The organism is Aquisalimonas lutea (genome assembly GCF_030409225.1).
Lineage (GTDB): Bacteria > Pseudomonadota > Gammaproteobacteria > Nitrococcales > Aquisalimonadaceae > Aquisalimonas > Aquisalimonas lutea.
This window is the reverse complement of record NZ_JAUFPK010000007.1, coordinates 45,195-70,154: the sequence shown is the minus strand read 5'-3', so window position 1 is coordinate 70,154 and position 24,960 is coordinate 45,195. Positions and strand designations below refer to the sequence as shown.

At 68.5% G+C, this 24,960-nt stretch carries 23 protein-coding genes; 3 read left to right on the top strand and 20 right to left on the bottom strand.

The window, feature by feature from the left end:
- Positions 1–34: 34 nt before the first annotated feature.
- Positions 35–1,189, top strand: coding sequence for a putative sulfate/molybdate transporter (locus QWY84_RS18080; RefSeq protein ID WP_290204328.1), 1,155 nt, complete (start codon positions 35–37; stop codon positions 1,187–1,189).
- A gap of 99 nt (positions 1,190–1,288) precedes the next feature.
- On the opposite strand, the gene QWY84_RS18075 is transcribed toward QWY84_RS18080, so the two are convergent.
- From QWY84_RS18075 to QWY84_RS18030, 10 genes are all read right to left on the bottom strand, one after another.
- Complete coding sequence (locus tag QWY84_RS18075; protein ID WP_290204327.1) at positions 1,289–2,803, bottom strand: amidase; 1,515 nt, start codon at positions 2,801–2,803, stop codon at positions 1,289–1,291.
- Between the two features lie 39 nt (positions 2,804–2,842).
- Positions 2,843–3,490: an ANTAR domain-containing response regulator gene (locus QWY84_RS18070; RefSeq protein ID WP_290204326.1), complete on the bottom strand. Its 648-nt coding sequence runs from the start codon at positions 3,488–3,490 to the stop codon at positions 2,843–2,845.
- Positions 3,490–4,647 (bottom strand): transporter substrate-binding domain-containing protein, encoded by a 1,158-nt coding sequence (locus QWY84_RS18065; protein WP_290204325.1) that lies wholly within the window; start codon positions 4,645–4,647, stop codon positions 3,490–3,492. Before QWY84_RS18065 ends, QWY84_RS18070 begins: the two co-directional genes overlap by 1 nt.
- A 59-nt stretch (positions 4,648–4,706) precedes the next feature.
- A complete protein-coding gene (locus QWY84_RS18060; RefSeq protein ID WP_290204324.1) occupies positions 4,707–5,822 on the bottom strand; it encodes an AAA family ATPase in 1,116 nt (371 codons plus the stop codon).
- Between the two features lie 110 nt (positions 5,823–5,932).
- Positions 5,933–6,979, bottom strand: a complete 1,047-nt coding sequence (locus QWY84_RS18055; RefSeq protein ID WP_290204323.1) for an aliphatic amidase — start codon at positions 6,977–6,979, stop codon at positions 5,933–5,935.
- Between the two features lie 74 nt (positions 6,980–7,053).
- Complete coding sequence (urtE, locus tag QWY84_RS18050) at positions 7,054–7,749, bottom strand: urea ABC transporter ATP-binding subunit UrtE (RefSeq protein ID WP_290204322.1); 696 nt, start codon at positions 7,747–7,749, stop codon at positions 7,054–7,056.
- Positions 7,742–8,491, bottom strand: a complete 750-nt coding sequence (gene urtD, locus QWY84_RS18045; protein ID WP_290204321.1) for an urea ABC transporter ATP-binding protein UrtD — start codon at positions 8,489–8,491, stop codon at positions 7,742–7,744. The genes urtE and urtD overlap by 8 nt, the downstream gene beginning before the upstream one ends.
- Positions 8,491–9,621: an urea ABC transporter permease subunit UrtC gene (gene urtC, locus QWY84_RS18040; RefSeq protein WP_290204320.1), complete on the bottom strand. Its 1,131-nt coding sequence runs from the start codon at positions 9,619–9,621 to the stop codon at positions 8,491–8,493. Before urtC ends, urtD begins: the two co-directional genes overlap by 1 nt.
- A gap of 10 nt (positions 9,622–9,631) precedes the next feature.
- Positions 9,632–10,501: an urea ABC transporter permease subunit UrtB gene (gene urtB / locus QWY84_RS18035; RefSeq protein WP_290204319.1), complete on the bottom strand. Its 870-nt coding sequence runs from the start codon at positions 10,499–10,501 to the stop codon at positions 9,632–9,634.
- A gap of 92 nt (positions 10,502–10,593) precedes the next feature.
- A complete protein-coding gene (locus QWY84_RS18030) occupies positions 10,594–11,838 on the bottom strand; it encodes a transporter substrate-binding domain-containing protein (RefSeq protein WP_290204318.1) in 1,245 nt (414 codons plus the stop codon).
- An 802-nt stretch (positions 11,839–12,640) separates the two neighbouring features.
- On the opposite strand from QWY84_RS18030, the gene QWY84_RS18025 reads away from it, so the two are divergent.
- Positions 12,641–13,288 carry a response regulator gene (locus QWY84_RS18025; RefSeq protein ID WP_290204317.1) on the top strand — a complete coding sequence of 216 codons (648 nt, stop codon included), beginning with the start codon at positions 12,641–12,643 and terminating at the stop codon, positions 13,286–13,288.
- Positions 13,289–13,362: 74 nt separating this feature from the next.
- Here QWY84_RS18025 and QWY84_RS18020 read toward each other — a convergent pair whose 3' ends face one another.
- Positions 13,363–14,199, bottom strand: coding sequence for an alpha/beta hydrolase (locus QWY84_RS18020; protein ID WP_290204315.1), 837 nt, complete (start codon positions 14,197–14,199; stop codon positions 13,363–13,365).
- A gap of 114 nt (positions 14,200–14,313) precedes the next feature.
- On the opposite strand from QWY84_RS18020, the gene QWY84_RS18015 reads away from it, so the two are divergent.
- On the top strand, positions 14,314–14,589 hold the full coding sequence (locus QWY84_RS18015; RefSeq protein WP_290204314.1) for an Lrp/AsnC family transcriptional regulator: 276 nt from the start codon (positions 14,314–14,316) through the stop codon (positions 14,587–14,589).
- 27 nt (positions 14,590–14,616) lie between these two features.
- On the opposite strand, the gene QWY84_RS18010 is transcribed toward QWY84_RS18015, so the two are convergent.
- The 9 genes from QWY84_RS18010 to QWY84_RS17970 all read right to left on the bottom strand — a co-directional run bounded on the left by QWY84_RS18010 (position 14,617) and on the right by QWY84_RS17970 (position 24,959).
- Positions 14,617–15,306: an ABC transporter ATP-binding protein gene (locus QWY84_RS18010; RefSeq protein ID WP_290204312.1), complete on the bottom strand. Its 690-nt coding sequence runs from the start codon at positions 15,304–15,306 to the stop codon at positions 14,617–14,619.
- A complete protein-coding gene (locus QWY84_RS18005; RefSeq protein ID WP_290204311.1) occupies positions 15,306–16,055 on the bottom strand; it encodes an ABC transporter ATP-binding protein in 750 nt (249 codons plus the stop codon). The genes QWY84_RS18010 and QWY84_RS18005 overlap by 1 nt, the downstream gene beginning before the upstream one ends.
- A gap of 6 nt (positions 16,056–16,061) precedes the next feature.
- Positions 16,062–17,045, bottom strand: coding sequence for a branched-chain amino acid ABC transporter permease (locus tag QWY84_RS18000; RefSeq protein WP_290204309.1), 984 nt, complete (start codon positions 17,043–17,045; stop codon positions 16,062–16,064).
- Entirely contained in the window at positions 17,038–17,952 is a 915-nt protein-coding gene (locus QWY84_RS17995; RefSeq protein ID WP_290204308.1) for a branched-chain amino acid ABC transporter permease, read from the bottom strand. Before QWY84_RS17995 ends, QWY84_RS18000 begins: the two co-directional genes overlap by 8 nt.
- 71 nt (positions 17,953–18,023) lie before the next feature.
- Complete coding sequence (locus QWY84_RS17990; RefSeq protein WP_290204307.1) at positions 18,024–19,202, bottom strand: ABC transporter substrate-binding protein; 1,179 nt, start codon at positions 19,200–19,202, stop codon at positions 18,024–18,026.
- Between the two features lie 32 nt (positions 19,203–19,234).
- The gene (locus tag QWY84_RS17985) at positions 19,235–21,673 is read right to left on the bottom strand and encodes a bifunctional salicylyl-CoA 5-hydroxylase/oxidoreductase (protein WP_290204306.1); all 2,439 of its coding nucleotides are present in this window, start codon (positions 21,671–21,673) and stop codon (positions 19,235–19,237) included.
- On the bottom strand, positions 21,670–22,080 hold the full coding sequence (locus tag QWY84_RS17980; RefSeq protein WP_290204305.1) for a RidA family protein: 411 nt from the start codon (positions 22,078–22,080) through the stop codon (positions 21,670–21,672). Before QWY84_RS17980 ends, QWY84_RS17985 begins: the two co-directional genes overlap by 4 nt.
- Before the next feature lie 18 nt (positions 22,081–22,098).
- Positions 22,099–23,748, bottom strand: a complete 1,650-nt coding sequence (locus tag QWY84_RS17975) for a benzoate-CoA ligase family protein (protein ID WP_290204304.1) — start codon at positions 23,746–23,748, stop codon at positions 22,099–22,101.
- A 41-nt stretch (positions 23,749–23,789) separates the two neighbouring features.
- Positions 23,790–24,959: an acyl-CoA dehydrogenase family protein gene (locus tag QWY84_RS17970; protein WP_290204303.1), complete on the bottom strand. Its 1,170-nt coding sequence runs from the start codon at positions 24,957–24,959 to the stop codon at positions 23,790–23,792.
- Between the last annotated feature and the right edge of the window lies 1 nt (position 24,960).

The following is a 24,960-nucleotide window of genomic DNA, read 5'->3' as shown; positions in this document are numbered from 1 at the left end:
GGTTCTGCGACAGCAGCGCGGAGACCGGCCCGGCATGAGCACGCATCGCAAAGGCGCACGTTTCCGTCTCGGGCTCCGGGAATGCAACGGGGCCCTGGGGGACACGGGAACCCTCGTGCCGCTCACGCTGGGCGCGATTTCCGTCTCCGGCCTGGCACCGACTCCGGTGCTCCTGGGCTTCGCCCTGTTCTACATCGCCACGGCGCTCTACTACCGCCTGCCCATGCCCGTCCAGCCGATGAAGGCGATGGTCGCGGTGCTGCTGACCACGGGCATGGCGCCCGAGCAGATCGCCGCCGGCGGCGTCATGGTCGGCCTGGCGCTGCTGGTCCTGGGATGCACGGGATGGATCGCCCGGCTCGGACGTGCGATCCCGCAGTCGGTGCTGACCGGGCTTCAGCTGGGGCTGGGTATGGCTCTCGCGCTGATGAGCATCGACCTGATGGCGTCCGCCCCGCTCATCGCGTCGGCCACGCTCCTGGCCCTGGCGGCGTGCCTGTTCAGCGAACGTTACCCGGCCGTGCTCATCGGGCTGGCCGTAGCCACCGCACTGGCCCACATGCTCGGGCATTCCGGGACACTGGCGGGCGTAGAGACGTCGGCGGGCCTGGTGGCCATTGCATCGTGGCCATCGGTGGGCGCGCTTCGGGAAGCCTTCTCGACCCTCGTGCTGCCGCAGCTGGCGCTGACGCTGACGAATGCCGTGCTGCTAACCGCCCTGCTGGCGGGAGAGTATTACGGGGACCGCGCCGACCACGTCACGCCGGCACGGCTCTCGGTCACCAGCGGTCTCGCGAATCTTCTGCTCGCCCCCCTGGGGGCTCTTCCCATGTGCCACGGGGCCGGCGGCGTCGCGGCGCACTACCGCTTCGGCGCCCGCACCGGCACAGCCCCTCTGCTGATCGGGCTGATCCTGCTGGCGCTGGCGCTGGCCCCCTACGGTGCCGGCACGGCCCTGCTCACCGCCGTGCCGGCGGCCGGGCTGGGCGCGCTGCTTCTGGTCACGGCCGGCGAGCTGATGCTCACGCGGCGCCTGTTCGACAGCAAGCCCTCGTGCTGGCCCGTGATCGCCGTGACGGCCGCGGTCACGATTGCCGCAGACCCGTTTTGGGGGCTCCTTGCCGGCGTCGGCGCCGAGCCCGTCCGGGCGGGCCTCGTCCGACGGCTGGGAGGCAAGGCCCGTCTCTGAAAGGCCGACGCGCGGTCGCTGTGCACGAGCCGACGAGGGCGCGATACCGGCGCAGCATCATGCGACGCCGGGCGGCGGACGGAGCATTCCGGGTCGGGATCAGCTGCCGTTCGCCACCTGGTAGGCGTGGGCGGCCCTGAGCACTGTCGCCTCGTCCCAGCGCCTGCCGACCAGCTGCATGCCCACCGGCAGGCCCTCCGACAGCCCCACCGGCACGCTCATCGCCGGGTGCCCGGTGACATCGAAGGGCGCCGTGTTGTGCAGGTTGCCGAGCGCTCCCGCCAGGGTGCTGCCGAGGCTCTTGTCCGCAGGCCGGGACATCGCCTTCATGGCCGTGGTCGGCATGACCAGCAGGTCGCACTGCTGCAGCGCCTGGTCGTAGGCACCGCGCAGCCGACGGCCGATGTTCTGGGCCTTGCCGTAGTAGTGCCGGTTGTAGTGCTCCGCCATGTAGTGCCCGGCGAGCACGGTCACCTTCACGGTGTCGCTGAAGTCGTGGCCGCGGGCCCGCCGGGCGCGGCCGTAGAAGTCCATGAGCTCGGTGCTGTAGTGGCCCCGCCAGTTCGTGCCGAAGGCATCACCGCGGACCATGAGCTCGGTGGCGCCCTCGAAGGCGATGGCGCTCCAGATGGCGAGGCCGTCGGCGTGCATGGGTACCGAAACCTCGGACACGCTCGCCCCGGCCTTCTCCAGCACGCTGACCGCCTCGCGGACCGCGGCGTCGACGTCCGGCTCGCTGGCATCCGGGATGCCGAAGCCTTCCCGGAGAACGCCGATCCGCACGCCCGACAGGCTGTCGCTCAGCGCCTCGGTATACCGGGCCGTGTGCACGTCGTACTGGCGCGGATCCAGCCCGTCGGCACCGGCGATGACCTCCAGCATGCGCGCGCAGTCGGCGGCGGTCCGCGCCATGGGGCCGACATGGTCCAGCGTCATCTCGATGGGGAAGATGCCCGTGTAGGGCACGAGCCCGTGGGTGCCCTTGATGCCGTAGCAGCCGCTCCAGGACGCCGGCAGCCGGATGGAGCCGCCCTGGTCGCCGCCCAGGGCCATGTCCACCTCGCCGTTGGCCACCACGGCACCGCTGCCGCTGGACGACGCGCCGGGCAGGCGCTGCGGATCGTGCGGGTTCACCGGCTGGGGCTCGGGATAGCCGGTGCAGCCGCCGCCGTCGAAGCAGAACGCCGGCACCGCCGTCTTGCCGATGATGTGCGCGCCGGCATCCAGGAGCCGCGTGGTGACCGTGGCGTCCTCCCGCGGCACATAGCCCTCCATGACCGGCGAGCCGTTCAGCATGGGGATGCCCGCCAGGGCGATGTTGTCCTTGAGCGCGACGGTGCGGCCGGCGAGCGGGCCGTCCTCGGCGCCGGGGACCGAGCACTTCCAGGCCCAGCCGTTCACCGGGTTGTCCTCGCCCACGGGCCGATAGCCCGTCTCCGCCCGCGGGTACTTCACCGGCAGGTACGCATCGGCGAGCTCGTCCAGGCGATCGTAGACCGCCATGGAGGCGGCCACCGCCGATTCGAACTCCGCCAGCTCGTCCGGCGCCAGATCGAAGCCGTAGTAGTCGGAAATGGCCTGCAGATGATCACGATTCGGGCGTTTGACACTCATGGCGACACTCCTCCCGGGCCTGAGGGCGCTCCTGCTGCATCATCCCGAATCCGCGCTCCGGGAATCATCGCCGTCGGACTGGCTGTCCATGACGACGTTGTGCAGCAGGGCGTTGGATTCGATGATGGACTGCGCCACTTCCGTGACCGTCTTGCGCAGCGCCATGGCCTGCTGGCGGATCGCGCGGTAGGCGCGATCCTCGTCGATGCCGTGCAGGCGCATGAGGACCATCTTTGCCTCGTTGAGCTTCTGGCTGTTCTCGACCTTGCTCTTGAGTTTAGCGATCAGCTTCTGGTTCGCCCGCCCCTCCTGCCAGACGCGCCGGGCGATGACGATGCTGCTGAGCACGCCGTAGGGGCGCACCGGCTTCGGCAGAACGCCGTCCACCTGCAGGTCGATGAGGTTCTGCAGCACGGAGGGGCTCTCGTAGCCGGCCAGCCCGATGAGGGTGGGCCGCTCACTGGTCAGGCCGAGGAAATCGCCGATGACCTGCGAGGGCTTCTCGCGCACCTCGACGAAGGCGATATCGACCTTCTCGGTGGCCACCCGCGGCGGCGGCCAGACCGCCTGGGTCCGGCAGCCGATCCGGTTGAGCTGCTGCATGAGCTCCTCGGCATCCCCGTCCCGGGGGTGCAGGACGAGGACGTTGAGCCCACGCAGCTTTTGTATGATGTCCTCGTTGTCCATCATTCCTTCCGGATCGGCACGTTCGCCCAGTCGTTCAGGGCCGGGACGGCGAGATAGGGGTCAGGCTTGATCGGACGGGTGGCCTCGCGCTCGACGACATATTCCCCCTCCTCGTCGACCCGCGCAATGCGGGACTGCAGGTAGGTATGGTTGTTGTCGGGGTCGATCTTCACCCGCCCCTGCGGCGCCTCGAACTCGGCGCCGCGCAGGACGCGGCGCAGCGGGTCCGCGCTGGTCGTCCCGGTGAGACGCAGGGCGTTGGCGAACAGGTGGACCTGGAAGTACGCGGCCTCGCAGCAGCTGGTTACGGTATCGGTCTCGCCGAAGCGGGCGTGGTAGCGCCGCAGGAAGGACGCGTTGGCCTCGGTGTCGAGCCTCCGGAAATAGGGGGCCGCGGTGATGTGGCCGGCCGCGGCGGCGGCCCCCATGGCGGCGACCTCGGCCTCGTTCGTGGTGAGGCTCGCGATCGGGCGGACGCGACCGTCGCCCCCGCTCTCGTGGTACGCGCGGTAGAAATTCACGGTGCCGGTGCCCACCACCGTGGAGAAGATGACATCGGGCGCGCGCCGCTCGATGTCCTCGAGAATCCACTGGAAGTCCTTGGGGCCGGCCTGGAGGTCGACATACTCCTCGGCGACCACCTCCCCCCCGCCCTGGCGGACGATATTGCGCATCACGCGGTTCGACTCCCGCGGATAGATGTAGTCCGAGCCGACGAAATAGAACCGTCCGCCGTAGTTCTCCATGAGATAGCTCGCCAGCGGCAGGCTGTTCTGGTTCGGCGCGGCACCGCCGTAGATGACATTGGGCGAGTACTCGAAGCCTTCATACAGCGTCGGGTAGAAAAGGAAGGCGTTCTGCCGCTCCACCACCGGCAGCACCTCCTTGCGCGACGACGACATGTAGCACCCGAACAGGACGTTGATGTCCTCTCCCGCCAGCAGCTCCTCGGCGAGCTCGCGGTAGCGCTGCGGATCCGAGCGCGGGTCCAGGATCACCGGCTCGATGGGGCGCCCCTCGATGCCTCCCGCCTCATTGATCTCGTCGATCGCCAGCAGCGCACCGTTGAGCTGTGACTGCTCGATAATGGCGGTGACCCCGGTCTGGGAGAACAGGACACCCACGGTCCAGGGTCGATCGACAGTCGGTTTCGCCATGATGCTTCCGCAGCCTCCTTATATCGTTTGCTCGTTGCCGGACCCGCCGGCACCGAAGTCTATCCCTGCCGGACGAAACGTATACTGCCACCCCGGCGCTGCGCGTCGTAGACCCGCTCGCCCGCGGCGCCGTCATCGGCGAAGGAGCTCAGCAGGTACTCGGCGAACGGCACCTCGATCTCCGCGCGCACGGTGCGTCGCAGCGCCCGGGCGCCGTACTGCCGGTCGAAGCCGACAGTCGCCAGGTAGCGCCGCGTGTCCGCGGTGAGCTGCAGCCGGCAGCCGTGCTTGTGCAGGCGCCGGTTGAGGCGATCGATCTCCAGGTCGACGAGGTCCTCGACCAGGTCCCGCTCGATCCAGTTGAAAACGGTGACGTTGTCGATGCGATTGACGAACTCCGGCGAGAACGCCTCGTTGAGCCGGTCCCGCAGCATGCTCTGCAGGCCCGCCGTGGCAGCGGCCCGGGCCCCCGGCAGGAACCGCCGCCAGCCGGACTGCGCCGCCTGCTCCCGGCGCTGGATCTCGCGGGCGCCCAGATTGCTGGTCATGAACACCAGCGCGTTGCGGAAGCTGTAGGTCCGCTCCCCCGACGCCACGGTGAGCTGGCCGTTGTCGAACACGTTCAGAAGCGCCTGGACGACCTCGGGGCTCGCCTTCTCGAGCTCGTCGAAGAGCACGATCCCGGGCCGGCCGCGGCGCCCCTCCAGCCGCTCCTGGTCGAGAATGGTCTTGCCCTCCTTGGCGCCGACATAGCCGGGCGGCGCCCCCGTGAGCGCCGCCGCGTAGTGCTCCTGGGACAGCGTGTTCATGTCCACGCGGCAGATGGCGTCGGCGTCGCCGTAGAGGCCCCGGGCCAGGGCGCGCACCGTCTCCGTCTTGCCGACACCGGTGGGCCCGAGGAACAGGGCCGTGAACGGCGGCCGGCGCGGGTCGGCGATATCGGCGCGCACCACCTTGAGCATGCGCTCGATGGCGTCCAGCGCCTGGGGCTGCCCGCGCACCTCGTGGCGCACCGTGGCCATGACGGCGTCCACGTCGAAGCGATACCGGGACCGCAGCGCGTCATTGCCGTCCCCCGCGGGCGCCGCGACGCCGGACCGGCTCTCGGCGGCAAGCGCTTCCCGGTCGGCGTTGTCGCGCTCGACGGAGTCGAGCATGTCGTTGATGAATGGCATCAGTGCTCCCTGTACGTGCCAGGTCCCGGCTCGCCCGGGAATGCTGCAGATCGAAGCGGCGCCCCGTCTCGCCCGGCATGCCGGGCGAGACGGGTATCCGCATCCGGCGCCTAGCGGCCGGCCTCGGTCTCCTTCGCCTTGTACGGCACGCTGCCCACCGGGCACTGCGCCGTCCCGGCGGTGGAGCGGGTGATCCGCTCGACGTTCTCCTGGGCCTTCTGCGCCTCGGTAACCCAGGTCTTGTAGAACTCGAACGGGCACTCCGCCATGCCCTTGTCGCCATCGCCCGAGGCATGCATGCCGGTATAGCCCCGGTGCAGCAGCTTGAACAGGTGGTTCTGGGACTGGTCGTTCTCCCGGGCGTCGCGGATCTGGGAGATGGACAGCTGGCCGTACTGGATGCCCATCTCCTCCTCACCGCACTCACCCAGGGTGCGGCCGTCGAAGCCGATCACCGCCGAGTGGCCGAAGTAGCTGTAGACGCCGTCGAAACCGCTGGCGTTGGCCACCGCCACGTAGGAGTTGTTGGCCCAGGCCATGGTCTTCGCCATCATCACCTGCTGGTCCTTGGCCGGGTACATGTAGCCCTGGCAGCGGACGATGAGCTCGGCACCCTTCATGGCGCAGTCGCGCCAGATCTCGGGGTAGTTGCCGTCGTCGCAGATGATCAGGCTGACCTTCATGCCCTTCGGGCCCTCGCTGACGAACGTCTGCCCGCCCGGGTACCAGCCCTCGATGGGGCACCAGGGAATGACCTTGCGGTACTTCTGGACGATCTCCCCGTGGTTGTTCATGAGGATGAGGGTATTGTAGGGGTTCTTGCTGGGGTGGTCCTCGTGGCGCTCGCCCGTGAGCGAGAACACCCCCCAGGTGTTCGCCTGACGACAGGCCCTGGCGAAGATCTCGGTTTCCTCGCCCGGGACGGTCGACGCCGTCGCCATCATCTCGTCCGGGTCGTACATGATCCCGTGGGTGCTGTACTCGGGGAAGATCACCAGGTCCATCCCGGGCAGCCCCTTCTTCATGCCGACGATCATGTCGGCGATGTTCTGCGCGTTGTCCAGGACCTCGGCCTTGGTATGCAGCCGCGGCATCTTGTAGTTCACCACGGCGACGCCGACGGTGTCGTTACTGCTCGAAATATCACCATGTCGCATTTCGCTTTCCTCCTGCTCGTTGTGCGAAATACACGGGAAGGCCAGCCCCCGGATACGGCCCGATCGAATCGCGCCTAGATGGCGAGATACCGGTCGACTACCTCACTGGTCAGCTCGTCGCCGCGGCCGCGCAGGGCCACCCGGCCCTTGTCCAGCAGGACGAAGGCGTCCGCGGCCTGGCGAATGAAGCGCGTGTTCTGCTCGACGAGGACGATGGTCAGCCCGAGCTCCCGGTTGAGCCGGCGCATGACGTCCTCCAGCTGCTGCACGATGTTCGGCTGGATGCCCTCGGTGGGCTCGTCCAGCAGCAGCACCCGGGGCTCCATGGCCAGGGCGCGCCCGATGGCGAGCTGCTGTTGCTGCCCCCCGGAGAGGTCGCCGCCGCGGCGGTTGATGAACTCCGCCAGAATGGGAAAGAGTTCGAAGATGTGCTCCGGGATCCTCCGGGCGCCGTCCCTGCGCGGGAACGTGCCCATGATCAGGTTCTCGCGCACGGTGAACCGCGGGATGATCTCCCGGCCCTGGGGAATGTAGGCGATGCCCGCGGCGGCTCTCCGGGGTGTGCTCAGCCCGAGCAGGTCGGCCCCGGCGAAGGACATCACGCCGCGGGCGCGGTCGGTCAGGCCCATGATGGTGCGCAGCAGCGTGGTCTTGCCCACGCCATTGCGGCCGACGATGCCGAGAAAGCCGCCCTCCTCGACGCGGAAATCGACGTCCTGGAGGATCGGGCTCTTGCCGTAGTAGGAATACAGCTCGCGCGCCTCAAGCATGGGCTTCGTCTCCCGTATCGGCCAGGTAGGCTTCGCGCACGGCGGGATCGGACTCGATCTCCCGGATGCTTCCCTCCGCCAGCAGGCTGCCCATGTCCATCACAGTGACGGTCTCGGCGATGTCGCGGACAAAGGTCATGTCGTGCTCGACCACGATCATGGTGTGATCGCCGCGCAGCTGGCGGAAAAGCGCCGCGGTCTGCGCAGTCTCCTGGACGGTCATGCCCGCCGTGGGCTCGTCCATGAGAATGACCTTGCAGTCCTGCATCAGGAGCATGGCGATCTCCAGCCACTGGGTCTGGCCGTGGGAGAGGTTGTCGGCCCGGGTATGGATTGCGTCCGCCAGGCCGACCATTTCCAGGACGTCCTGGACGCGCCCGCGCACGGGGGTGCGGAACACCCGCAGCGTGTCGAGCACGCCGGGCCGGGCCGAGCGCCCGATCTCCAGGTTCTCGAGAACGGTCAGGCTCCGGAATACCGTCGGCGTCTGGAACTTGCGCCCGACGCCGGCGCGGGCGCGCTGGTACTCCGGCAGGCCGGTGATGTCGCGATCGCCGAGGAGCACGCGCCCGGACGTCGGCTGCGTCTTGCCGCAGATCAGGTCCAGTGTGGTGGACTTGCCGGCGCCGTTCGGCCCCAGCAGGCAGCGCAGCTCCCCGTCGCGCACGTGCAGGTCCAGGCCGTCGACGGCCACGAGGCCGCCGAAGCGCACGGTCAAGCCTTCCAGGATCAATGCAGCCATCAGTCTGTCTTCCCCTCGCTGGCGACGCCGGTGGGCGGCACGACCTTGCCCGCCCCGGCCGCGTTCTCGCGGACCGCGCCCGTGCGTGCGCTGAGCATTTCCCGGGCGCCGTCGAGCAGCCCGTACAACCCCCGGGGCAGGAACAGGACCACGGCGATGAAGATCACGCCGAGCATCAGCGTCCACTGGTCGAAAAAGAGATCCGACAGCCGCCCCTCCGCCATGTTGACGCCGATGCCGCCCAGAGCCGCCGCCACGATGGACTCCCGGCCGCCCACGGCGGCCCAGATCACCATGGCGAGGCTGAGCGACAGGCCCATGTACGTGGGCGAGGCGAACTCCAGCACCAGGCAGTACAGCATGCCCGCGACCCCCGCCATGGCTGCGGAGGCGGAGAAGACGATGGTCTCGTAGCGGGCGACGTCGTAGCCGAAGAAGCGCACGCGGGCGGCGTCGTCCTTGATGGCGCGCAGCACCAGCCCGGCCTTGCTGCGGATCAGCACCAGCCCCAGGGCCAGGACCGCGAGCAGGCAGCCGGCCGCCAGGTAATAGAACGGCAGCGAGTAGGTATCCACGCTCCAGCCGAACAGCTCCAGCGGCGCCAGGCTGGTGATGCCGTTCTCGCCGCCGGTCCAGCCCTGCTCGTTGATGATCCACAGCTGCACGGCGAGCATCAGCGACAGCGTGATGATGGCCACGAACACGCCGGTGATGCGGCCGCGGAACATGAACATGCCGAGCAGCCCGGCGACGATCACCGGCACCAGGACCCCGGCGGCGAGGGTCAGGGGCAGCGAGCGGAAGGGCTCCCAGAACCACGGCAGGCTCTCGACGTTGGTCCATACCATGAAGTCCGGCATGCCGCCCGGCTGGGACGCGCTCGCCTTGAGCTTGAGATGCATGGCCATGACGTAGGAGCCGATGCCGAACGTGAGCGCCTGGCCGAGGTTGAGGATCCCGGCCGTCCCCCACGACAGGGCGACGGCCGCCGCCACAACGCCCAGGGCGAGGTAGCGCGCATAGCTGTTGAGCTCGTAGCCGCTGAAATCGACCATCCACGGCATCAGCAGCAGGACGAAGGCGGCGAACAGCGCGTAGCCGATACAGTCGACGGTAAAACCCTTGTTCATGCCTTACCCCCTAGCGCCGAACCGTGTCCGGGAACAGGCCCTGGGGCCGGAACCGGATCAGCACGATCACGCCGAGAAGAATGAGAATCCGGCCGGTGGTCTCCGACGACAGAAACGACAGCCACGCGGAGGCCTCACCGATCATGAGCGCCGAGGCCGCGGAGCCGAGCACGCTGCCCACGCCGCCGACGATCACCACCAGGAAGGCATCGACCACGAAGCTGGTGCCCATGGTCGGCGTGACGCTCACCAGCGGTGTCACCAGGGCGCCGGCGACGGCCGCCAGGCCGGCACCGTAGGCGAACGTCAACGCGTACACCCGCTTGGCGCTGATGCCGTAGCACCGCGAGATCTCGGTGTTCTGGATGACGGCGCGGAGCTTCGTGCCGAACTCGGTACGGAACAGCAGGTACCAGGTCGCTGCGAGCATCGCCAGCGAGAACAGGATGATGAACAGCCGGTACGACGAGACGTAGGCGCCGAGAAACAGGAAGCCGTCCTCCAGGAACGCCGGCCGGGCGACGTAGCGCGAGTCCGAGCCGAACCCGGCACGCACCAGCTGCTCGATGACGATGCCGATGCCCCAGGTGGCGAGAATGGTGTCCAGCGGCCGGCGGTAGAGCCGGTGCACGATGGTGCGCTCGATGCCGAGCCCGATGAGCGCGACGACCACGAACACCACCGGAATGGCGACCAGCAGGCTCAGGCCGAAGGTGGTCTGCAGCAGCCAGGCGCCGTAGGCGCCGAGCATGACGAACTGCCCGTGCGCCAGGTTGATCACGCCCATGGTTCCGTAGATGATCGCCAGCCCGAGCGCGACCATCAGGAGAATCGAGGCGAGGCTGAGACCGATGAACGCCTCGTTGAACAAGCTCTCCATGACCTACTCCCCGGTACCGTACCCTTGGTGGCGGCTGCCGGCACCGCATCCCTGCCGGCGCCGGCGCCGCTCGTCAGTAGCAGCCAGCGGGCTCAGGCCTGCTGGAGTCCCTCCGCGGTGCAGATCTGGCCCTCGTAGGCCCAGTACGGCTCCGGGGCGACGCGCTCGGACGACTCCACCAGCACCTTCGCCTGGCCGTCCGACTGCCACTGCCCGATCTTGGGCCAGAGGTGGGTGTGGAGGTTGCCGTCGATCTCGACCTGCCCCTGCGGCGCCTGGAAGCGCAGGCCCACGGCCGCGTCCCGGATGGCGGCCGGCGTCACCTCGGCGTCGCCGAGCGCCTCGAGCGCGGCCTTGAACTGGTAGACCTGGAAATAGGCGGCCTCATTGACGAAGTGGGTGACCTTGTCGCTGCCGTACCTGCGCAGGTAGGCCTCGACGAAGCGCTCGTTCTCCGGCGAGTCGTGCCCCATGAAGTACGGGGCCGACGAGAAGTGCCCGGCCGCCGCGTCACCGCCGATGGCGCTGACCTCGACCTCCGAGCGCGTCAGGCTCGCTACGGGCATGCGCTCCGGGTCCAGCCCGGCGCTGCGGTACTCGCGCTGGAACGCCACGTCCGAGTCGCCCACCAGCGTGCAGAAGATGACGTCCGGCTCCTCCCGGCGGATGCGGCTGATGACGGAGCTGAAGCTGTCGTGCCCCATGGGCACGTACTCCTCGTTGACGACCTCGCCGCCGATGTCACCGAGGATCTTGCGGCAGACGTTGTTCTCCTCCCGCGGGTAAACGTAGTCGTTGCCGAGCAGGTAGAAGCGCCCGCCGAAGTTCTCCTTGAGCCAGGGCACGAACTCCTGCTGCTGCTGATTCGGCACCGCCCCGCCGTACATGACGTTGCGCGAGCACTCGCGCCCCTCGTAGAGGGTGGGATACCAGTAGAGGTTGTTCTGCCCCTCCACCACCGGCAGCACCGCCTGGCGGCTCGCCGAGGTGTACGAGCCGAAGATGGACACCACGCGGTCGCGGCGCACCAGCCGGTTGGCCCGGTCCGAGAACGTGGCCGGGTCGGAGGCCGGATCCTCGACGTAGGGATTGAGCATGCGGCCCTGGATGCCGCCGCTGTCGTTGATCTCCTCGATGGCCATCATGCAGGCGTCGTGGAGGGTGCTCTCGACAACGGCCACGGCCCCTGTCTGCGAGAACAGCACGCCCACCGGGATATCCCCCGATGCCGCCAGCGCCGTCCCGCCCTTCACCCAGATCCCGGGGAATCCGCCCAGACCGGACGCCCCGGCCACCCCACCAATGGCCATGCCTTTCAACAAGTCGCGTCGTTTCATCAGTCACCCCTCCATCCCGGCCGTGCCGTGCTGGCAACCCCGGGTTGCGCTATCGCAGAACCAAAAAAAAGCCCCCCACGCCGGACACGTCAGTGTCAGCATGGGGGGCTACTCTGCCCGTTTGTGGTTGTACCACCGGCATCGGCTTTGACGCCGGTGTTGCCATTTTAGTCAGGCACAGGTTTCACAGCCTGTCAAGAACATGTCTGCGCACGTCCTGCCCGACAGGCCGGGCGAGCACCTCTCGCGCCCACCTCCCCGAGCCGTCCCACGGGCGGGCTCGCCGGTCCGCTCACAAGACCGCGCCCTTGCGGCCGGCGTCGCTCCGGCGAACCCCGTCGCCGTTAGCTATGCATTCTTCGTGCCAGGAAACCGTGATTACGCCAGGACGTTGATCTTTCTTGTTTTATTGGCATGGCAACGGCGGCAGCGCCGGTCACCGGCATGTCGCCATGCACCGGTGGGGAGCGTTGCCGGGAGCCGTACGCGCCATCATGCTGCACCGGCCCCCGGGGCTAAACTCCTGGGGTGCTTTGTCGTCCCGAATACTGCGCAAGGCGTCTTTCGGTGTACTGTCCACGGACGGGGAACATCCCGCTGCACGTTGCTCAGATGCCGCCCGAGTTTTCGTCGCGAAACCACTCCGGCTTTCGCTCCCGCAGAACATCCGTTATTGCACGTCGCCGCAGCAACCGCTCGCCGTTGCTTGCCGTGAACGCGCTCGGCCGCTCAGAATGAAAGGTTATCTGTGGGACACGGCACTAGGTATGGCAAAGTGTTGCAGGATGCTGATAATCGCACCATGATCCGCGTTCTCCTGGCCGACGATCACCGTCTGATCCGGTCCGCTCTGATGGGTCTCATCAACTCGTTCGAGGGTATTCAGGTCGTAGCCGAAGCCGGCTCGGGAAGCGAAGCAATCGCCGCGGCCCGGAGCAACCGCACGGACATCGCACTGGTCGATTCGGCGCTGCTGCCGATGGATTCGGGGAATCTGATTGCGCAGCTTCAATCGGTTGATCCAGCGGTCAATATCCTGGTTGTTTCCACCTATATCAGCGACAGCTATATCCGACGCCTGATCGCCTCCGGCGCGCGCGGATTCATTCACAAGGACGCCACCGTCGACGAGCTCGAAACCGCCATCCGCGAGGCCGCCGCGGGGCGACAGCCTATCTGCCCCGGGCGTGAACCCATCGGGCCGTGCACCACCGAACGGGAGACGGATCAAGCCCCGGCGAGGCACGCCTCGCTCACCCGGCGGCAGCGCGAGGTGCTGAGGCTGCTGGCCCACGGCTACCGGAGCCGGGCCATCGCGGAGGAGCTCAACCTGAGCGTGAAGACCGTGGAGACCCATCGCACGCAGATCATGCGCCGTCTGGGCCGGCAGAACATGGCCGGGCTGGTTCACGACGCGATTCGCCTCGGCCTGCTGCCGGTCCCCCGCTAGCCTTTCAGCAAACCGTGTCAGGTTTCAGCGCCGTTGTGCGGTGAATACCGAACCCCGCGCGAGACCGGGGCGGATCACCCGCTGGACCGGATCATGCCGATCAGCCGATCCGTCCAGCGCCCGCCGCCGAAGAGCTCGGTGACCACGCTGAAGTGGTTGCGATCCGGGATCTCCTCGCGAACCACCGGGACGCCGGCTCGTGCGGCGCGCTCCGCGTAGTCCTCCGTCTGCCGCCGGAACTCCGTGGACTCGCCGCCGCCGACCAGGCACCACAGCGGTACGGTCGCGGGCGGCGCAGGCCATCGCAGCGGCGAGCGGCGGCGCGCCTCGTCCGCGTCCAGGTGCAGCTCGTTGTTGATGCTGGTCCACAACAGCGGTTCCAGATCGAACACCCCGGAGACCGGTACGGCCGCCTGCAGGCAATGCGGCCGATCGCGCAGCAGCGCGGCGACCAGCTGGCCCCCGGCGGAATGGCCGGATACGCTGACACGGTCGGCGCGGCCTCCCAGCCGCCCGGCACGGGCCACGACGAAGTCCAGGCAGCGCACCAGCTCGGTTTCGATCTCCGCGACCGTCACGGCCGGGCACAGGTCGTAGTTGGGGATCACGGTGGTGATCCCGGCCGGGGCGAGGTGCCGGGCGATGAAGGCGTAGTCGCGCTTGTCCTGGCTGCGCCAGTAGCCCCCGTGGATGAACACGTGGATGGGCGCGTCCGGCGAGGCGGCCGGAAAGACGTCCAGGGTTTCCAGCGGCCCGTCGCCGTAGGCGATGTCCGATTCGTGGGCGAGCTCACGGCGCGCCTGCTCCGATTGCTCCTGGTACCGGGCGAAGTACGGCGCCGGATCGCCGACGGATACCCGGGGGTTGTACTGCTGCTCGAGCTCCCCGGCGTCGTATTCATTCCACGTCATGTCGCCCCCCTCGCGCGCCCCGTGGGGCCCGCGTGTTGTTGTCACCCCTGTGGCTCAGTGATACCTTGAAAATCCTGCCAGCCGCCGGCGCGGCTCAAACGTACGGAGTACACAATGGTCACGGCAATCGTCCTCATGCACGTGGAGGGGAAGCGGGTCAACGAGATCGCCGAGTACCTTCCCACCATCGACGGCATTTCCGAGTGCTACTCCGTCGGCGGCACCTACGACCTGGTGACCCTGATCCGCGTGCCCACCAACGAGGAGCTCGCGGCCCTGGTGACCGAGCACATCGCCCCGCTGGAAGGCATCCAGAAGACCGAGACCCTGGTGGCGTTCAAGACGCACTCGCGCCACGACCTGGAGCACATGTTCTCCATCGGCATGTAGCCGCCGCCTGTTGCATCCCGCGGACAATCAGACGCCGAGATAGCGCTGGCGCAGCGTCGGATCCGCGGCCATGGCGGCGGCATCCCCGGTCCAGCCGATACGCCCCTTGTCGATCAGGTAGAAGCGGTCGCAGAAGCGCAGCAGCGCGTCGATGTTGCGGTCGATGATCAGCAGCGACTGTCCCTGGCTGCGCAGCTCTTCCAGGCGCCGCCAGATCTCGCCCCGCAGCGAGGGCGCCAGGCCTTCCGTCGCCTCGTCGAGCACCAGCAGCCGCGGATTGGTCATCAGCGCGCGGCCGATGGCGAGCATCTGCTGCTCGCCGCCGGACAGGGCGTTGCCGCCATGATGCTGGCGCTCGTACAGGCGGGGAAAGAACTCGTAGACCTTCTCCAGGGTCCAGCCCTCGCCCCGCGCGGCGGCGACCAGGTTCTCGCGGACATCCAGGTTGGGAAAGATCAGCCGGCCCTCCGGAACCAGGCCGATGCCCCGCCGCGCCATGCGGAAGGCGGGCTCGCCGGTGACCTCCCTGCCGTCGAACCGCACGCTGCCGCGACGGGGCGGCGTGAGGCCCATGAGCGAGCGGATGGTGGTGGTCTTGCCCATGCCGTTGCGGCCCAGCAGCGCCACGGCCTCGCCCTCGCCCACCTCCAGGTCGACGCCGAACAGCACCTGGGAGCTCCCGTAGGCGGTCTCCACCCCCTGCAACTGCAGCATCATCAGGCGGACTCCTCGAGATAGGCTGCCTGCACCCGGGCATCGCTGCGGATCGCCTCCGGCGCCCCCGATGCCAGTACGGCGCCGTCCACCAGCACCGTGGTGCGATCCGCCACGCGGAAGACCACGTCCATGTCGTGCTCCACCAGCAGGATGGCGTAGTGACTGCGCAGCTCCTCGAGCAGCCGGGTCATGGCATCCACCTCGGCGTTGCCCATGCCCGCCATGGGCTCGTCGAGCAGCAGCACCCGCGGGCGCGTGGCGAGCACCATGGCCAGCTCCAGCTGGCGCTTCTGGCCGTGGGCGAGATCCGCGGCGACCTCGTCGGCCAGGTGCAGCAGCCCGACGCGCCCCAGGGCCTCCTCGGCCCCGGCGTTGAGCTCCGGATCCCGCCGCGCCGGGCGGACCATCCGGAAATGATGGCGCGCCATGGCCTGCACGGCGACGGCAACGTTCTGGCGGACGGTGAATTCCTCGAACACGGCGGTGATCTGGTAGGAGCGCGCGATGCCGCGCCGCGCCCGGGCGGGCATGGACAGCCGGGTGACGTCCTCGCCGTCGAGCACGATGCGCCCGGCATCGGGGGCCAGCTCCCCGGACAACTGCCCCATGGCGGTGGTCTTGCCGGCACCGTTGGGGCCGATCATGGCGTGGATCTCGCCGGCATGCAGGTCGAGATCCAGGTGGCGCGTGGCCACCAGCCCGCCGTAGCTCTTGTGCAACCCCTCGGCACGAAGAAGTGCTTGCGTCATGCGTTGCTACCCCGTTCGCTTGCCCGTCATCCAGCCGTACAGGCCACCCTTGAAGAACAGCACGGCCAGGATCAGCACCGGCCCCAGCACGAGCTGCCAGTGCGGCGTATAGGCCACCAGGACCTCTTCCAGGGCGAACAGGGTCAGCGCCCCGTAGATCGGCCCCACCAGGGTGCTCAGGCCGCCCAGGAGCACCATGACCATGAGCAGCCCGGAACTCTCCCAGCTGAGGAAGTCCGGGCTGACGAACTCGCTGTGGTTCGCCAGCAGCGCCCCGGCCAGCCCGGCCAGCGCGCCGGAGAGGACGAACGCCGTGAGCTTGTAGACAAAGGGCTTGTATCCCAGCGCCCGCATGCGCTGCTCGTTCTGGCGGCACCCCTCGATGATGCGCCCGAAGCGCGAGCGCACCACCATGACCAGGAAGGCCAGCACCGCCACGAGACAGCCCAGGCAGACGTAGTACAGCACGACCCGGCTGCCGAGGATGTCGGTGCCGGCGACGCTGTTGCGCGAGAACATCACCAGGCCGTCCCGCCCGCCGTAGGCGATCAGCGAGACGAAGAAGAAGAACACCATCTGGGCGAACGCCAGCGTGATCATGATGAAGTACACGCCGCCGGTGCGCAGCGAGATGGCACCCACCAGCAGGGCGTAGCCGGCGGCCACCAGCATGGCCAGCGGCCACGCCAGCAGGGCCTCGTTGCTCCCCGCCCAGCCGAACAGGAACGGGGTCATCATGACGTCGTGGTGATGCAGGATACCCACGGTGTAGGCGCCGAGGCCGAGGAAGGCCGCGTGGCCGAAGCTCACCATGCGTCCGTAGCCCATGACGAGATCCAGGGCCACCGCGGCCAGGGCGTAGACCAGCATGCGGTTCGCCAGCGTCACCATGTAGGGCCGGTCGAGGGCCAGGGCCACGGGGGGCAGAATCGCGAGAAACGCCAGAACCCCCAGGGTGAGAAACGTCGCGCGCTTGTTGGTCTCAGGCATGGGCACGGAACAGTCCTTGAGGCCGGACCGCGAGGACGACGGCCATGACGAGATAGATGGTCATCGATGCCAGCGATGCCCCGGCGGCGTCCGCCGTCGCCGGATCGGCCCACAGCCGGAACAGCGCGGGGAAGTAGACCCGGCCCAGGGTATCCGCCACCCCCACCAGGACGGCTCCGACCACCGCCCCCCGCAGTGAGCCGATGCCGCCGATGACGATGACCACGAAGGTCAGGATGAGGATGTTCTCCCCCATGCCCGCCTGCACGGACATCAACGGCGAGGCCATCACCCCCGCCAGGCCGGCCAGGCAGGCCCCCAGGCCGAACACCAGGGTGTAGAGCAGATTGATGTTCACGCCCAGCGCGCCGATCATCTCGCGGATGGAGGCGCCGGCGCGGATCCACATGCCCACCCGGGTCCGCATGATCAGGAAGAACAGGCCCACGATCACCAGCAGGCCGACGGCGATCACGGCCAGCCGGTGCGCCGGGTACGCCACCCCGGGCAGGATCTCCACGGTGAAGGAAAGCCACGACGGCGTATCCACGCCCAGGGGCCGCCGCCCCCAGACGATCTGCACCAGCTCGTTGAAGAACAGGATCATGCCGAAGGTCGCCAGCACCTGGTCCAGGTGCTCGCGGTAGTAGAGCCGCCGCAGGACGGTGTACTCCAGCGCCATGCCCACCAGCCCGGACGCCGCCACGCCCCCCGCGAGCGCCAGCAGGAAGCTGCCGGTGTAGGCCATGACCGTGGCGCCCACGAAGGCGCCGATCATGAACAACGACCCGTGGGCCAGGTTGATCAGGTGCATGATGCCGAAGATCAGCGTCAGGCCCGAGGCCATGAGCAACAGCGTGACCCCGAGCTGAAAGCCGTTCAGCAACTGCTCGATGAAGAACAGCATGGATTTCCCCGCGCAATCCGGACCCCGGTACGGGGGCTCCCGTACCGGGGCGCGTCAGCCAGAAACGGCGCTCAGAGGTGGCACTCGCCCACGAATGCGTCCTCGTGATCCTCGATGACCTTGGCGACCAGGCGGTTGGTCAGCTTGCCATCGTCACCCTCGACCACCTCGCGGACGTAGATGTCCTGGATGGGGTGCTGGTTGGTATTGAAGCGGAAATCCCCCCGGGTGGAGTCGAAATCCGCGGCGCGCAGGGCCTCGCGGAACGCCTCCATGTCGCTGAGATCGCCGTCCACCGCCCGCAGCGCGCTGCCGATCAGCCGGGCCGTATCGTAGCCCTGGTGGGCGTAGAGCGTGGGCTTGCTGCCGTACTCCTCCTCGTAGGCGGCGACGAACTGCCGGTTCGCCTCGTTGTCCAGGTCGGCGCTCCACTGCGAGGTGTTGAACGCGCCCCTTGCCGCATCGCCCACGGCCTGGACCAGCGTGTTGTCGAACGAGAACGCCGCGCCGAACAGCGGGAAGCGGTCGGTGAGCTCGGCGTCGTCGAACTGCCGCACGAAGTTCACGCCGTCGCCGCCGGGCAGGAAGAAGAACACGGCGTCCGGGTCGGCCTCGCGCACCGACGAGATCTCGGCGGCGAAGTCCGACTGCCCCAGCTGCGTGTAGGTCTCGCCGACGATATTGCCCTCGTAGTAGCGCTTGAACCCGGTCAAGGCGTCGCGGCCCGCCGGGTAGTTGGGCGCCAGGAGATAGACGTTGTCGTAGCCCTCATCCTCCAGGTACTTGCCCATGGCCGAGTGCAGGTCGTTGTTCTGCCAGGCCGCGTTGAAATAGTTCTCGTGGCACTGGGCCCCGGCCAGCTGGCTCGGGCCGGCATTGGGGCTGATGAACACCACCCCCTCCCGGACCACCTGCGGGATCACCGCCATGGCCACGTTGGAGAAGATGCTGCCGGTCATGATCTGCACGCCCTCGCTCTGCATCATGCGCTGGGCGATCTGGCGGCCCTGCCCGGGATTGCGGCCGTCATCCTCGACGATCAGCTCCACCGGGACGCCGCCCAGGGTATCGCCGCCTTCCTGCTGCATGGCGAGCCGGAAGCCGTCGCGCACTTCCTCGCCCAGATACCCGCCCCCGGTGGACAGCGTGGTAACCATGCCGATCTTCACGGGCTCCGCCGCAGTCGCCGTGGCGACACCGAGCCCGAGCGTGACGGCCATCGTGCCGAGACTTCTTGTAAGACGATTCATGGCGGTCTCCTTCTCCTGGTCTGTTATTGCTGTTATGCACCATCGCCGGTGACGGACACCGTCCGACGATGGCCGGACGAATCACTGTACTGCAACGAGGCATTGTCTTCGCCTGCCGCCCGCGCATCCAGCCGGGCCAGCGCCTCGTGCGGCTTCTCCGGCCGCGCCGCGGCGCGCAGCTCGGCCATCTCCTCGTTGTTGCGCCGGGCCAGCACCTCCGCCTGGAACTTGCCGGCCTCGTACTGGGGCGGCCAGTACTGCCCGCTGACCCCGTACTCCGCGGCAGCATGCAGGGTAAAGTACGGATCCGCCAGGTGCGGGCGGGCCAGCGCCACCAGATCCGCACGCCCGGCCGCCAGGATGGTGTTCACCTGATCGGCGGTGGTGATGTTGCCCACGGCGATGGTAGCGGTGCCGGCCTCCTGGCGCACCTGGTCGGCGAACGGCGTCTGGAACATGCGTCCGTACACCGGCCGCGCCTCGGTGGAGGTCTGCCCGGCGGAGACATCGACGATGTCGACGCCGTGCTCCCGGAGCATCTGCGCCATGCGCACCGCGTCATCGCCGGTGACGCCGATATCCTCCATCCAGTCCGTCGCCGAGATGCGCACGGAGATGGGCTTGTGCTGCGGCCACACCGCCCGCACGGCAGCGAACACCTCCAGCGGGAAGCGCATGCGATTGTCGATGCCGCCGCCGTATTCGTCGTCGCGGCGGTTCATCAGCGGCGTGATGAAGCTCGACAGCAGGTAGCCGTGGGCCATGTGGATCTCGATCATGTCGAAGCCGGCCTGCTCGGCGCGCCGGGCCGCGGCGACGAAGTCGGCCACGACCTTGTCCATGTCGTCCCGGTCCATGGCCCGCGGCACCTGGCTTTCCTCCCGGTACGGCACGGCGGAGGCGGCCATGATCGGCCAGTTGCCCTCGGGCAGCGGGTAGTCCATGCCCTTGCCCTGCCACGGCAGGCAGGTGGACGCCTTGGGGCCGGCGTGGGCGATCTGCAGGCAGATCTTCGCCCGCGTGTGCCGGTGGACGAAATCGGTGATCCGGCGCCAGGCGGCCACGTGCCCGTCGCAGTAAATGCCCGTGCACGCCGGCGTGATGCGCCCCTCCTCGGAGATGTCCGTCATCTCCGTGAACACCAGGCCGGCGCCGCCGATGGCGCGGCTGGTGAGATGCTGGAACGTCCAGTCGTTGGGGTAGCCGTCACTGGCGGAGTACTGGCACATGGGCGAGACCACGACGCGGTTGGCCAGCTCCATGTCGCGCAGCCGGAACGGCTGGAACATCGGCGGCACCGGGTCCTCGGTCGCCACCGCGAAGCCGAGATCGCGCCGGACGCGGTCGGCGAACCAGCGGTCCACCCGGTCGACGAAGGCGTTGTCGCGCAGGCGCAGGTTGTCGTAGGTGATGCGCTTGGAACGCGACAGCAGGCTGAACGCGATCTGCAGCGGGTCCATGTGCTGGTAGCGCGGCGTGTGCTCGAACCACTCCAGGCTCACCTGGGCGGCGTGCTGCAGCTTGGAGACCTCCTCCTGGCGCCCCTGCTCGAACGCCTGCAGCGCGGCCCGCGGGTCGTCCGCATACGCCCGGAAGGCCTCCAGCAGGTGGATGGCGTCCTCCATGGCGAGCTTGGTACCGGAGCCGATGGAGAAATGGGCGGTGTGCACCGCGTCGCCGATGAGCACGACGTTGTCGTGGACCCAGCGCTCGCACTTGATGGTGGGGAAGTTGCGCCAGATCGAGCGGTTGGTCACCAGCGGGTGCCCGTCCAGGAAGTCGGCGAACAGCTCCTCGCAGAAGGCGACGGTCTCTTCCTCGGTGGCATCGTCCAGGCCGGCCCGCTGCCAGGTATCGTTGGTGGTCTCGACGATCCAGGTGGTCAGCTCGTCGTTGTAGCGGTAGGCGTGGACCTGGAACAGGCCGTAGTCCGTCTGCCGGAAGATGAAGGTGAAGGTATCCAGCGGCTTGGTGGTGCCCAGCCAAACGAACTTGTTCGGGCGCACGTCGACGCTGGGGCGGAAATGCTCGCGGTAGGTCTCGCGCACCAGGGAGTTGATGCCGTCGGCGCCGATGATGACGTCGGCGTCGGCGAGCGTCTCCAGGCTCGCCACCTCGGTGCCGAAGTGCATGATCACGCCGAGCTCGCGGGCGCGCTGCTGCAGCACCATGAGCAGCTCCCGGCGGGCGATGCCGCAGAACCCGTGGCCCCCGGAGCGGATGCACTCGCCGCCGACGTGGACGTCGATCTCGTCCCAGTAGGCGAAGCGCTCGGTGATGGCGCGGTAGCTGGGCTCGTCGTAGTCGAGGAACTCGCCCAGGGTCTCGTCGGAGAACACCACGCCGAAGCCGAAGGTGTCGTCGGCCCGGTTGCGCTCGAAGACCTGGATGTCCGCGTCCGGATCCTGCTTCTTCATCAGGATGGCGAAATACAGGCCCGCCGGCCCGCTGCCGACAATGCGGATCCTCATGGCCCCGTCTCCTCGCGCGGCACCACCGCCGTGGTCTCGATCTCCACCTTGGCGTCGTCCTCGACCAGGTCGGCCACCTGGACCAGGGACATGGCGGGAAAGTGCTTGCCCATGACGTCGCGATAGACCTGCCCCATGGCGGCGGCGTTGTCCAGGTACTCGCGCTTGTCGGTGACGAACCACGTCATGCGCACCACGTGCTCCGGCCGGGCGCCGGCGGCATGCAGCACCGCGGCGGTGTTGCGCAGGGCCTGGTGGACCTGGCCGACGAAATCCCGCGCCTCGAACTGCATCTCCTCGGTCCAGCCCACCTGCCCGCCGACGAACACCATCCGCCCTTCCGCCGTGGTGCCGTTGGAGTAGCCGCGCGGCCTTGGCCATCCCTGGGGCTGCACAATCTCGACCATGATACGTCTCCTCGTCGGTTAGTCCGCAATCGCCCCGGGCCCGCCGCCCGTCCCGAGCTCGCGCAGCCGGAAGCGCTGGATCTTGCCGGTGGCCGTGCGCGGCAGGTCATCCAGGAATTCCACCGTGCGCGGATACTTGTACGGGGCCAGGGATGCCTTGACGTGCTCCTGCAGGCTGCGCGCCACCTCGCCCGTGGCATCGTACTCGTCCCGCAGGACCACGAACGCGGTCACGCGCTGGCCGCGCTCCTGGTCGGCAAGCCCGACCACGGCACACTCGTGCACGGCGGGATGCTCCAGAAGCGCACGCTCCACCTCCGGCCCCGAGATGTTGTAGCCGCCGCTGACGATCAGGTCGTCGGTGCGCGAGGCGTACCAGAAGTAGCCGTCCTCGTCGCGGCTGTAGGCGTCCCCGGTCCAGTTCCAGCCGTCGCGCACGTAGCCCGCCTGCCGGTCGGGATCGTCCAGGTAGCGGCAGCCCGTGGGCCCGCGGACGGCGAGATTGCCCACGGTGCCGGCCGGCACCTCGCGCCCGTGCTTGTCCAGCACCCGGGCCTCGTAGCCGGGCACCGGACGCCCGGTGGAGCCCGGCCGGATGGCATCGCCGGACGAGCCGATGAAGATGTGCAGCATCTCCGTGGAGCCGATGCCGTCGATGATCTTCACGCCCGTCGCCCGGTACCAGTCGTCCCAGGTGGGCCGCGGCAGCGTCTCCCCGGCGGAGACGCAGGTGTGCAGGCTGGAGAGATCGTAGTCGGACACCCGGTCCACCATGCCGCGGTAGGCCGTCGGCGCCGTGAACAGCGTGGTCACCCCGTGCTTCTGGACCGTCTCCAGCGTCGTCTCCGGGGTATAGCGCTCCACCAGCACCGTGCTCGCGCCGGCCCAGAAGGGAAACACCACCAGGGCCCCGAGACCGAAGGTAAACGCCAGCGGCGGGCTGCCGGCGAACACGTCGTCCGGGCCCGGCCGCAGCACGTGGCGCCCGAACGTCTCGGCGATGGCGATGACGTCCCGGTGGAAATGCATGCATCCCTTGGGCGTGCCGGTGGTCCCGGAGGTGAAGGCGATCAGGCAGGTATCCGTGGCGGCGGTGGCCACGGTCCCGAAGCGGGCCGGCTTGTCCGCAATGCGCGCTTCCAGGCTGTCCGCGGCGTCGCCGCCGTAGAAATACAGCGCCCGGGACAGAGGCGAGGTCGCCATGACCTGCTCCAGGTCGTCGCGCAGGCGGTGGTCGCACAGCGCCACCTCGATCCGCGCGCGCTCGCACACCGGCTGGAGCTCGCGGGCGCGCAACAGGGGCATGGTCGCCACCGCCACGGCGCCGGCCTTCATCACCGCGAACCAGGCCGCCACCATCATGGGGTTGTTGGGCGCCCGCAGCAGGACGCGGTTGCCCGGCTGAACACCGAGATCGTCCACCAGGACGTGGGCGATGCGGTCGGCCTGCTCGCGCAGCTCGGCGTAGCTCCAGGTGGTGCCGTTGTAGTGCAGCGCCGGGCGGTCGCCACGTTGCTCGGCCTGGCGGTCCAGCAGCACCGCGCAGTTCACCTGCTCGGGGATGTCGCGCAGCTCCGGCAGCGTGTCGTAGCGCATGTCGGGCCACGCCTCCCGCGGCGGCAGATGCGTCTCGGTAAACCGGTCAACGTGGGCGCTGAAACCCGTCATGACTCTCTCCTCCCCCAAGCCTTCGCCGGATGGCCGGCGTCTCAGGCGCCTTCGCGGTGCGCCTTGTATGTCTGTGCCGCAATAACCAGCTTGTTCACCTCGGTGGTGCCCTCGTAGATCCGCAGGGCACGGATCTCCCGGTAGAGCTCCTCGACCTTGTTGCCGGCGACGGTGCCCAGGGCACCGTGGAGCTGGACGGCGCGGTCGATGATCTGCTGGGCCGCCTCCGTGGCGTAGGTCTTGGCCATGGATGCCTCGCGGGTCACGCGCCGTTGCTGGACGTCCTTGACCCACGCGGCGCGGTAGACGAGCAGGGCCATGGCGTCGATCTCCATGGCCATGTCGCCCACCTTCTCCTGGGTCAGCTGGAAGTCGGACAGGCGGCCGCCGAACAGCTCCCGCCCGTCGCTGTGCGCCAGCGCCTCGTCCAGCGCCCGCCGGGCGAACCCCAGGGCCGCCGCCCCCACCGACGAGCGAAAGATGTCCAGGTTGCTCATGGCCGCCTTGAAGCCGTCCCCCGGGGCGCCCAGGATCCGGTCGGCGGGGATCCGGCACTCGTCCAGGACCAGCGTTCCCAGCGGGTGCGGGGCGATGACGTCGATACGCTCGCTCACCCGGAAGCCGGGGTCGTCCGCCTCCACGATGAACGCCGAGATCCCCCGGGCCCCGGCATCCATATCCGTCTTGGCGAAGACCGTGTACTGATCGGCGATGCCGGCGTTGGAGATCCACGTCTTGGTGCCGTCGAGCACCCAGGCGTCGCCGTCGCGCCTGGCGGTGGTGGTGAGCGCCGCGAAGTCGGAGCCGGCGCCGGGCTCCGACATGGCCAGGGCGGCGATGCGCTCGCCCCGCTGCACCCCCGGCAGATAGCGGGCGCGCTGGGCGTCGGTGCCGAACATGGCGATGGGGCCCGACCCCAGCCCCTGCATGGCGAAGGCGAAATCGGCCAGGCCGAAGCGGTAGCCGAGGATCTCCCGGGCCAGGCAGATGCTGCGGACGTCCAGGGGCCGCTGCGGGTCGGTGCTGACGGCGTAATCCAGCAGCCCTTCCGCGCCCAGGCGGGCGACCACCGCACGGCAGATCGCGTCCATGTCCAGCGAGCCGTCGTGCTCCAGCTCCGCCAGCTCGTCGGCAACGGCCTCCAGCCGTGCCGCCAGGGCACGGTGGCGGTCATCGAAGAACGGCCATTCCAGGAAGCTGCGGTCCGCCATG

Bases quoted from the DNA above. Each gene is read 5' to 3' on its own strand.
- QWY84_RS18010 (WP_290204312.1), bottom strand. From the start codon at position 15,306: ATGATGCTGCAGTTGCAGGGGGTGGAGACCGCCTACGGGAGCTCCCAG.
- QWY84_RS17970 (WP_290204303.1), bottom strand. From the start codon at position 24,959: ATGGCGGACCGCAGCTTCCTGGAATGGCCGTTCTTCGATGACCGCCAC.
- QWY84_RS18055 (WP_290204323.1), bottom strand. From the start codon at position 6,979: ATGCGACATGGTGATATTTCGAGCAGTAACGACACCGTCGGCGTCGCC.
- QWY84_RS17985 (WP_290204306.1), bottom strand. From the start codon at position 21,673: ATGAGGATCCGCATTGTCGGCAGCGGGCCGGCGGGCCTGTATTTCGCC.
- urtD (WP_290204321.1), bottom strand. From the start codon at position 8,491: ATGGCTGCATTGATCCTGGAAGGCTTGACCGTGCGCTTCGGCGGCCTC.
- QWY84_RS18000 (WP_290204309.1), bottom strand. From the start codon at position 17,045: ATGCCTGAGACCAACAAGCGCGCGACGTTTCTCACCCTGGGGGTTCTG.
- QWY84_RS18015 (WP_290204314.1), top strand. From the start codon at position 14,314: ATGGTCACGGCAATCGTCCTCATGCACGTGGAGGGGAAGCGGGTCAAC.
- QWY84_RS18030 (WP_290204318.1), bottom strand. From the start codon at position 11,838: ATGAAACGACGCGACTTGTTGAAAGGCATGGCCATTGGTGGGGTGGCC.
- QWY84_RS18025 (WP_290204317.1), top strand. From the start codon at position 12,641: ATGATCCGCGTTCTCCTGGCCGACGATCACCGTCTGATCCGGTCCGCT.
- QWY84_RS18070 (WP_290204326.1), bottom strand. From the start codon at position 3,490: ATGGACAACGAGGACATCATACAAAAGCTGCGTGGGCTCAACGTCCTC.
- QWY84_RS18075 (WP_290204327.1), bottom strand. From the start codon at position 2,803: ATGAGTGTCAAACGCCCGAATCGTGATCATCTGCAGGCCATTTCCGAC.
- QWY84_RS17980 (WP_290204305.1), bottom strand. From the start codon at position 22,080: ATGGTCGAGATTGTGCAGCCCCAGGGATGGCCAAGGCCGCGCGGCTAC.
- QWY84_RS17990 (WP_290204307.1), bottom strand. From the start codon at position 19,202: ATGAATCGTCTTACAAGAAGTCTCGGCACGATGGCCGTCACGCTCGGG.
- urtB (WP_290204319.1), bottom strand. From the start codon at position 10,501: ATGGAGAGCTTGTTCAACGAGGCGTTCATCGGTCTCAGCCTCGCCTCG.
- QWY84_RS18080 (WP_290204328.1), top strand. From the start codon at position 35: ATGAGCACGCATCGCAAAGGCGCACGTTTCCGTCTCGGGCTCCGGGAA.
- urtC (WP_290204320.1), bottom strand. From the start codon at position 9,621: ATGAACAAGGGTTTTACCGTCGACTGTATCGGCTACGCGCTGTTCGCC.
- QWY84_RS18005 (WP_290204311.1), bottom strand. From the start codon at position 16,055: ATGACGCAAGCACTTCTTCGTGCCGAGGGGTTGCACAAGAGCTACGGC.
- QWY84_RS18060 (WP_290204324.1), bottom strand. From the start codon at position 5,822: ATGCCATTCATCAACGACATGCTCGACTCCGTCGAGCGCGACAACGCC.
- QWY84_RS17975 (WP_290204304.1), bottom strand. From the start codon at position 23,748: ATGACGGGTTTCAGCGCCCACGTTGACCGGTTTACCGAGACGCATCTG.
- urtE (WP_290204322.1), bottom strand. From the start codon at position 7,749: ATGCTTGAGGCGCGCGAGCTGTATTCCTACTACGGCAAGAGCCCGATC.
- QWY84_RS18065 (WP_290204325.1), bottom strand. From the start codon at position 4,647: ATGGCGAAACCGACTGTCGATCGACCCTGGACCGTGGGTGTCCTGTTC.
- QWY84_RS18020 (WP_290204315.1), bottom strand. From the start codon at position 14,199: ATGACGTGGAATGAATACGACGCCGGGGAGCTCGAGCAGCAGTACAAC.
- QWY84_RS17995 (WP_290204308.1), bottom strand. From the start codon at position 17,952: ATGCTGTTCTTCATCGAGCAGTTGCTGAACGGCTTTCAGCTCGGGGTC.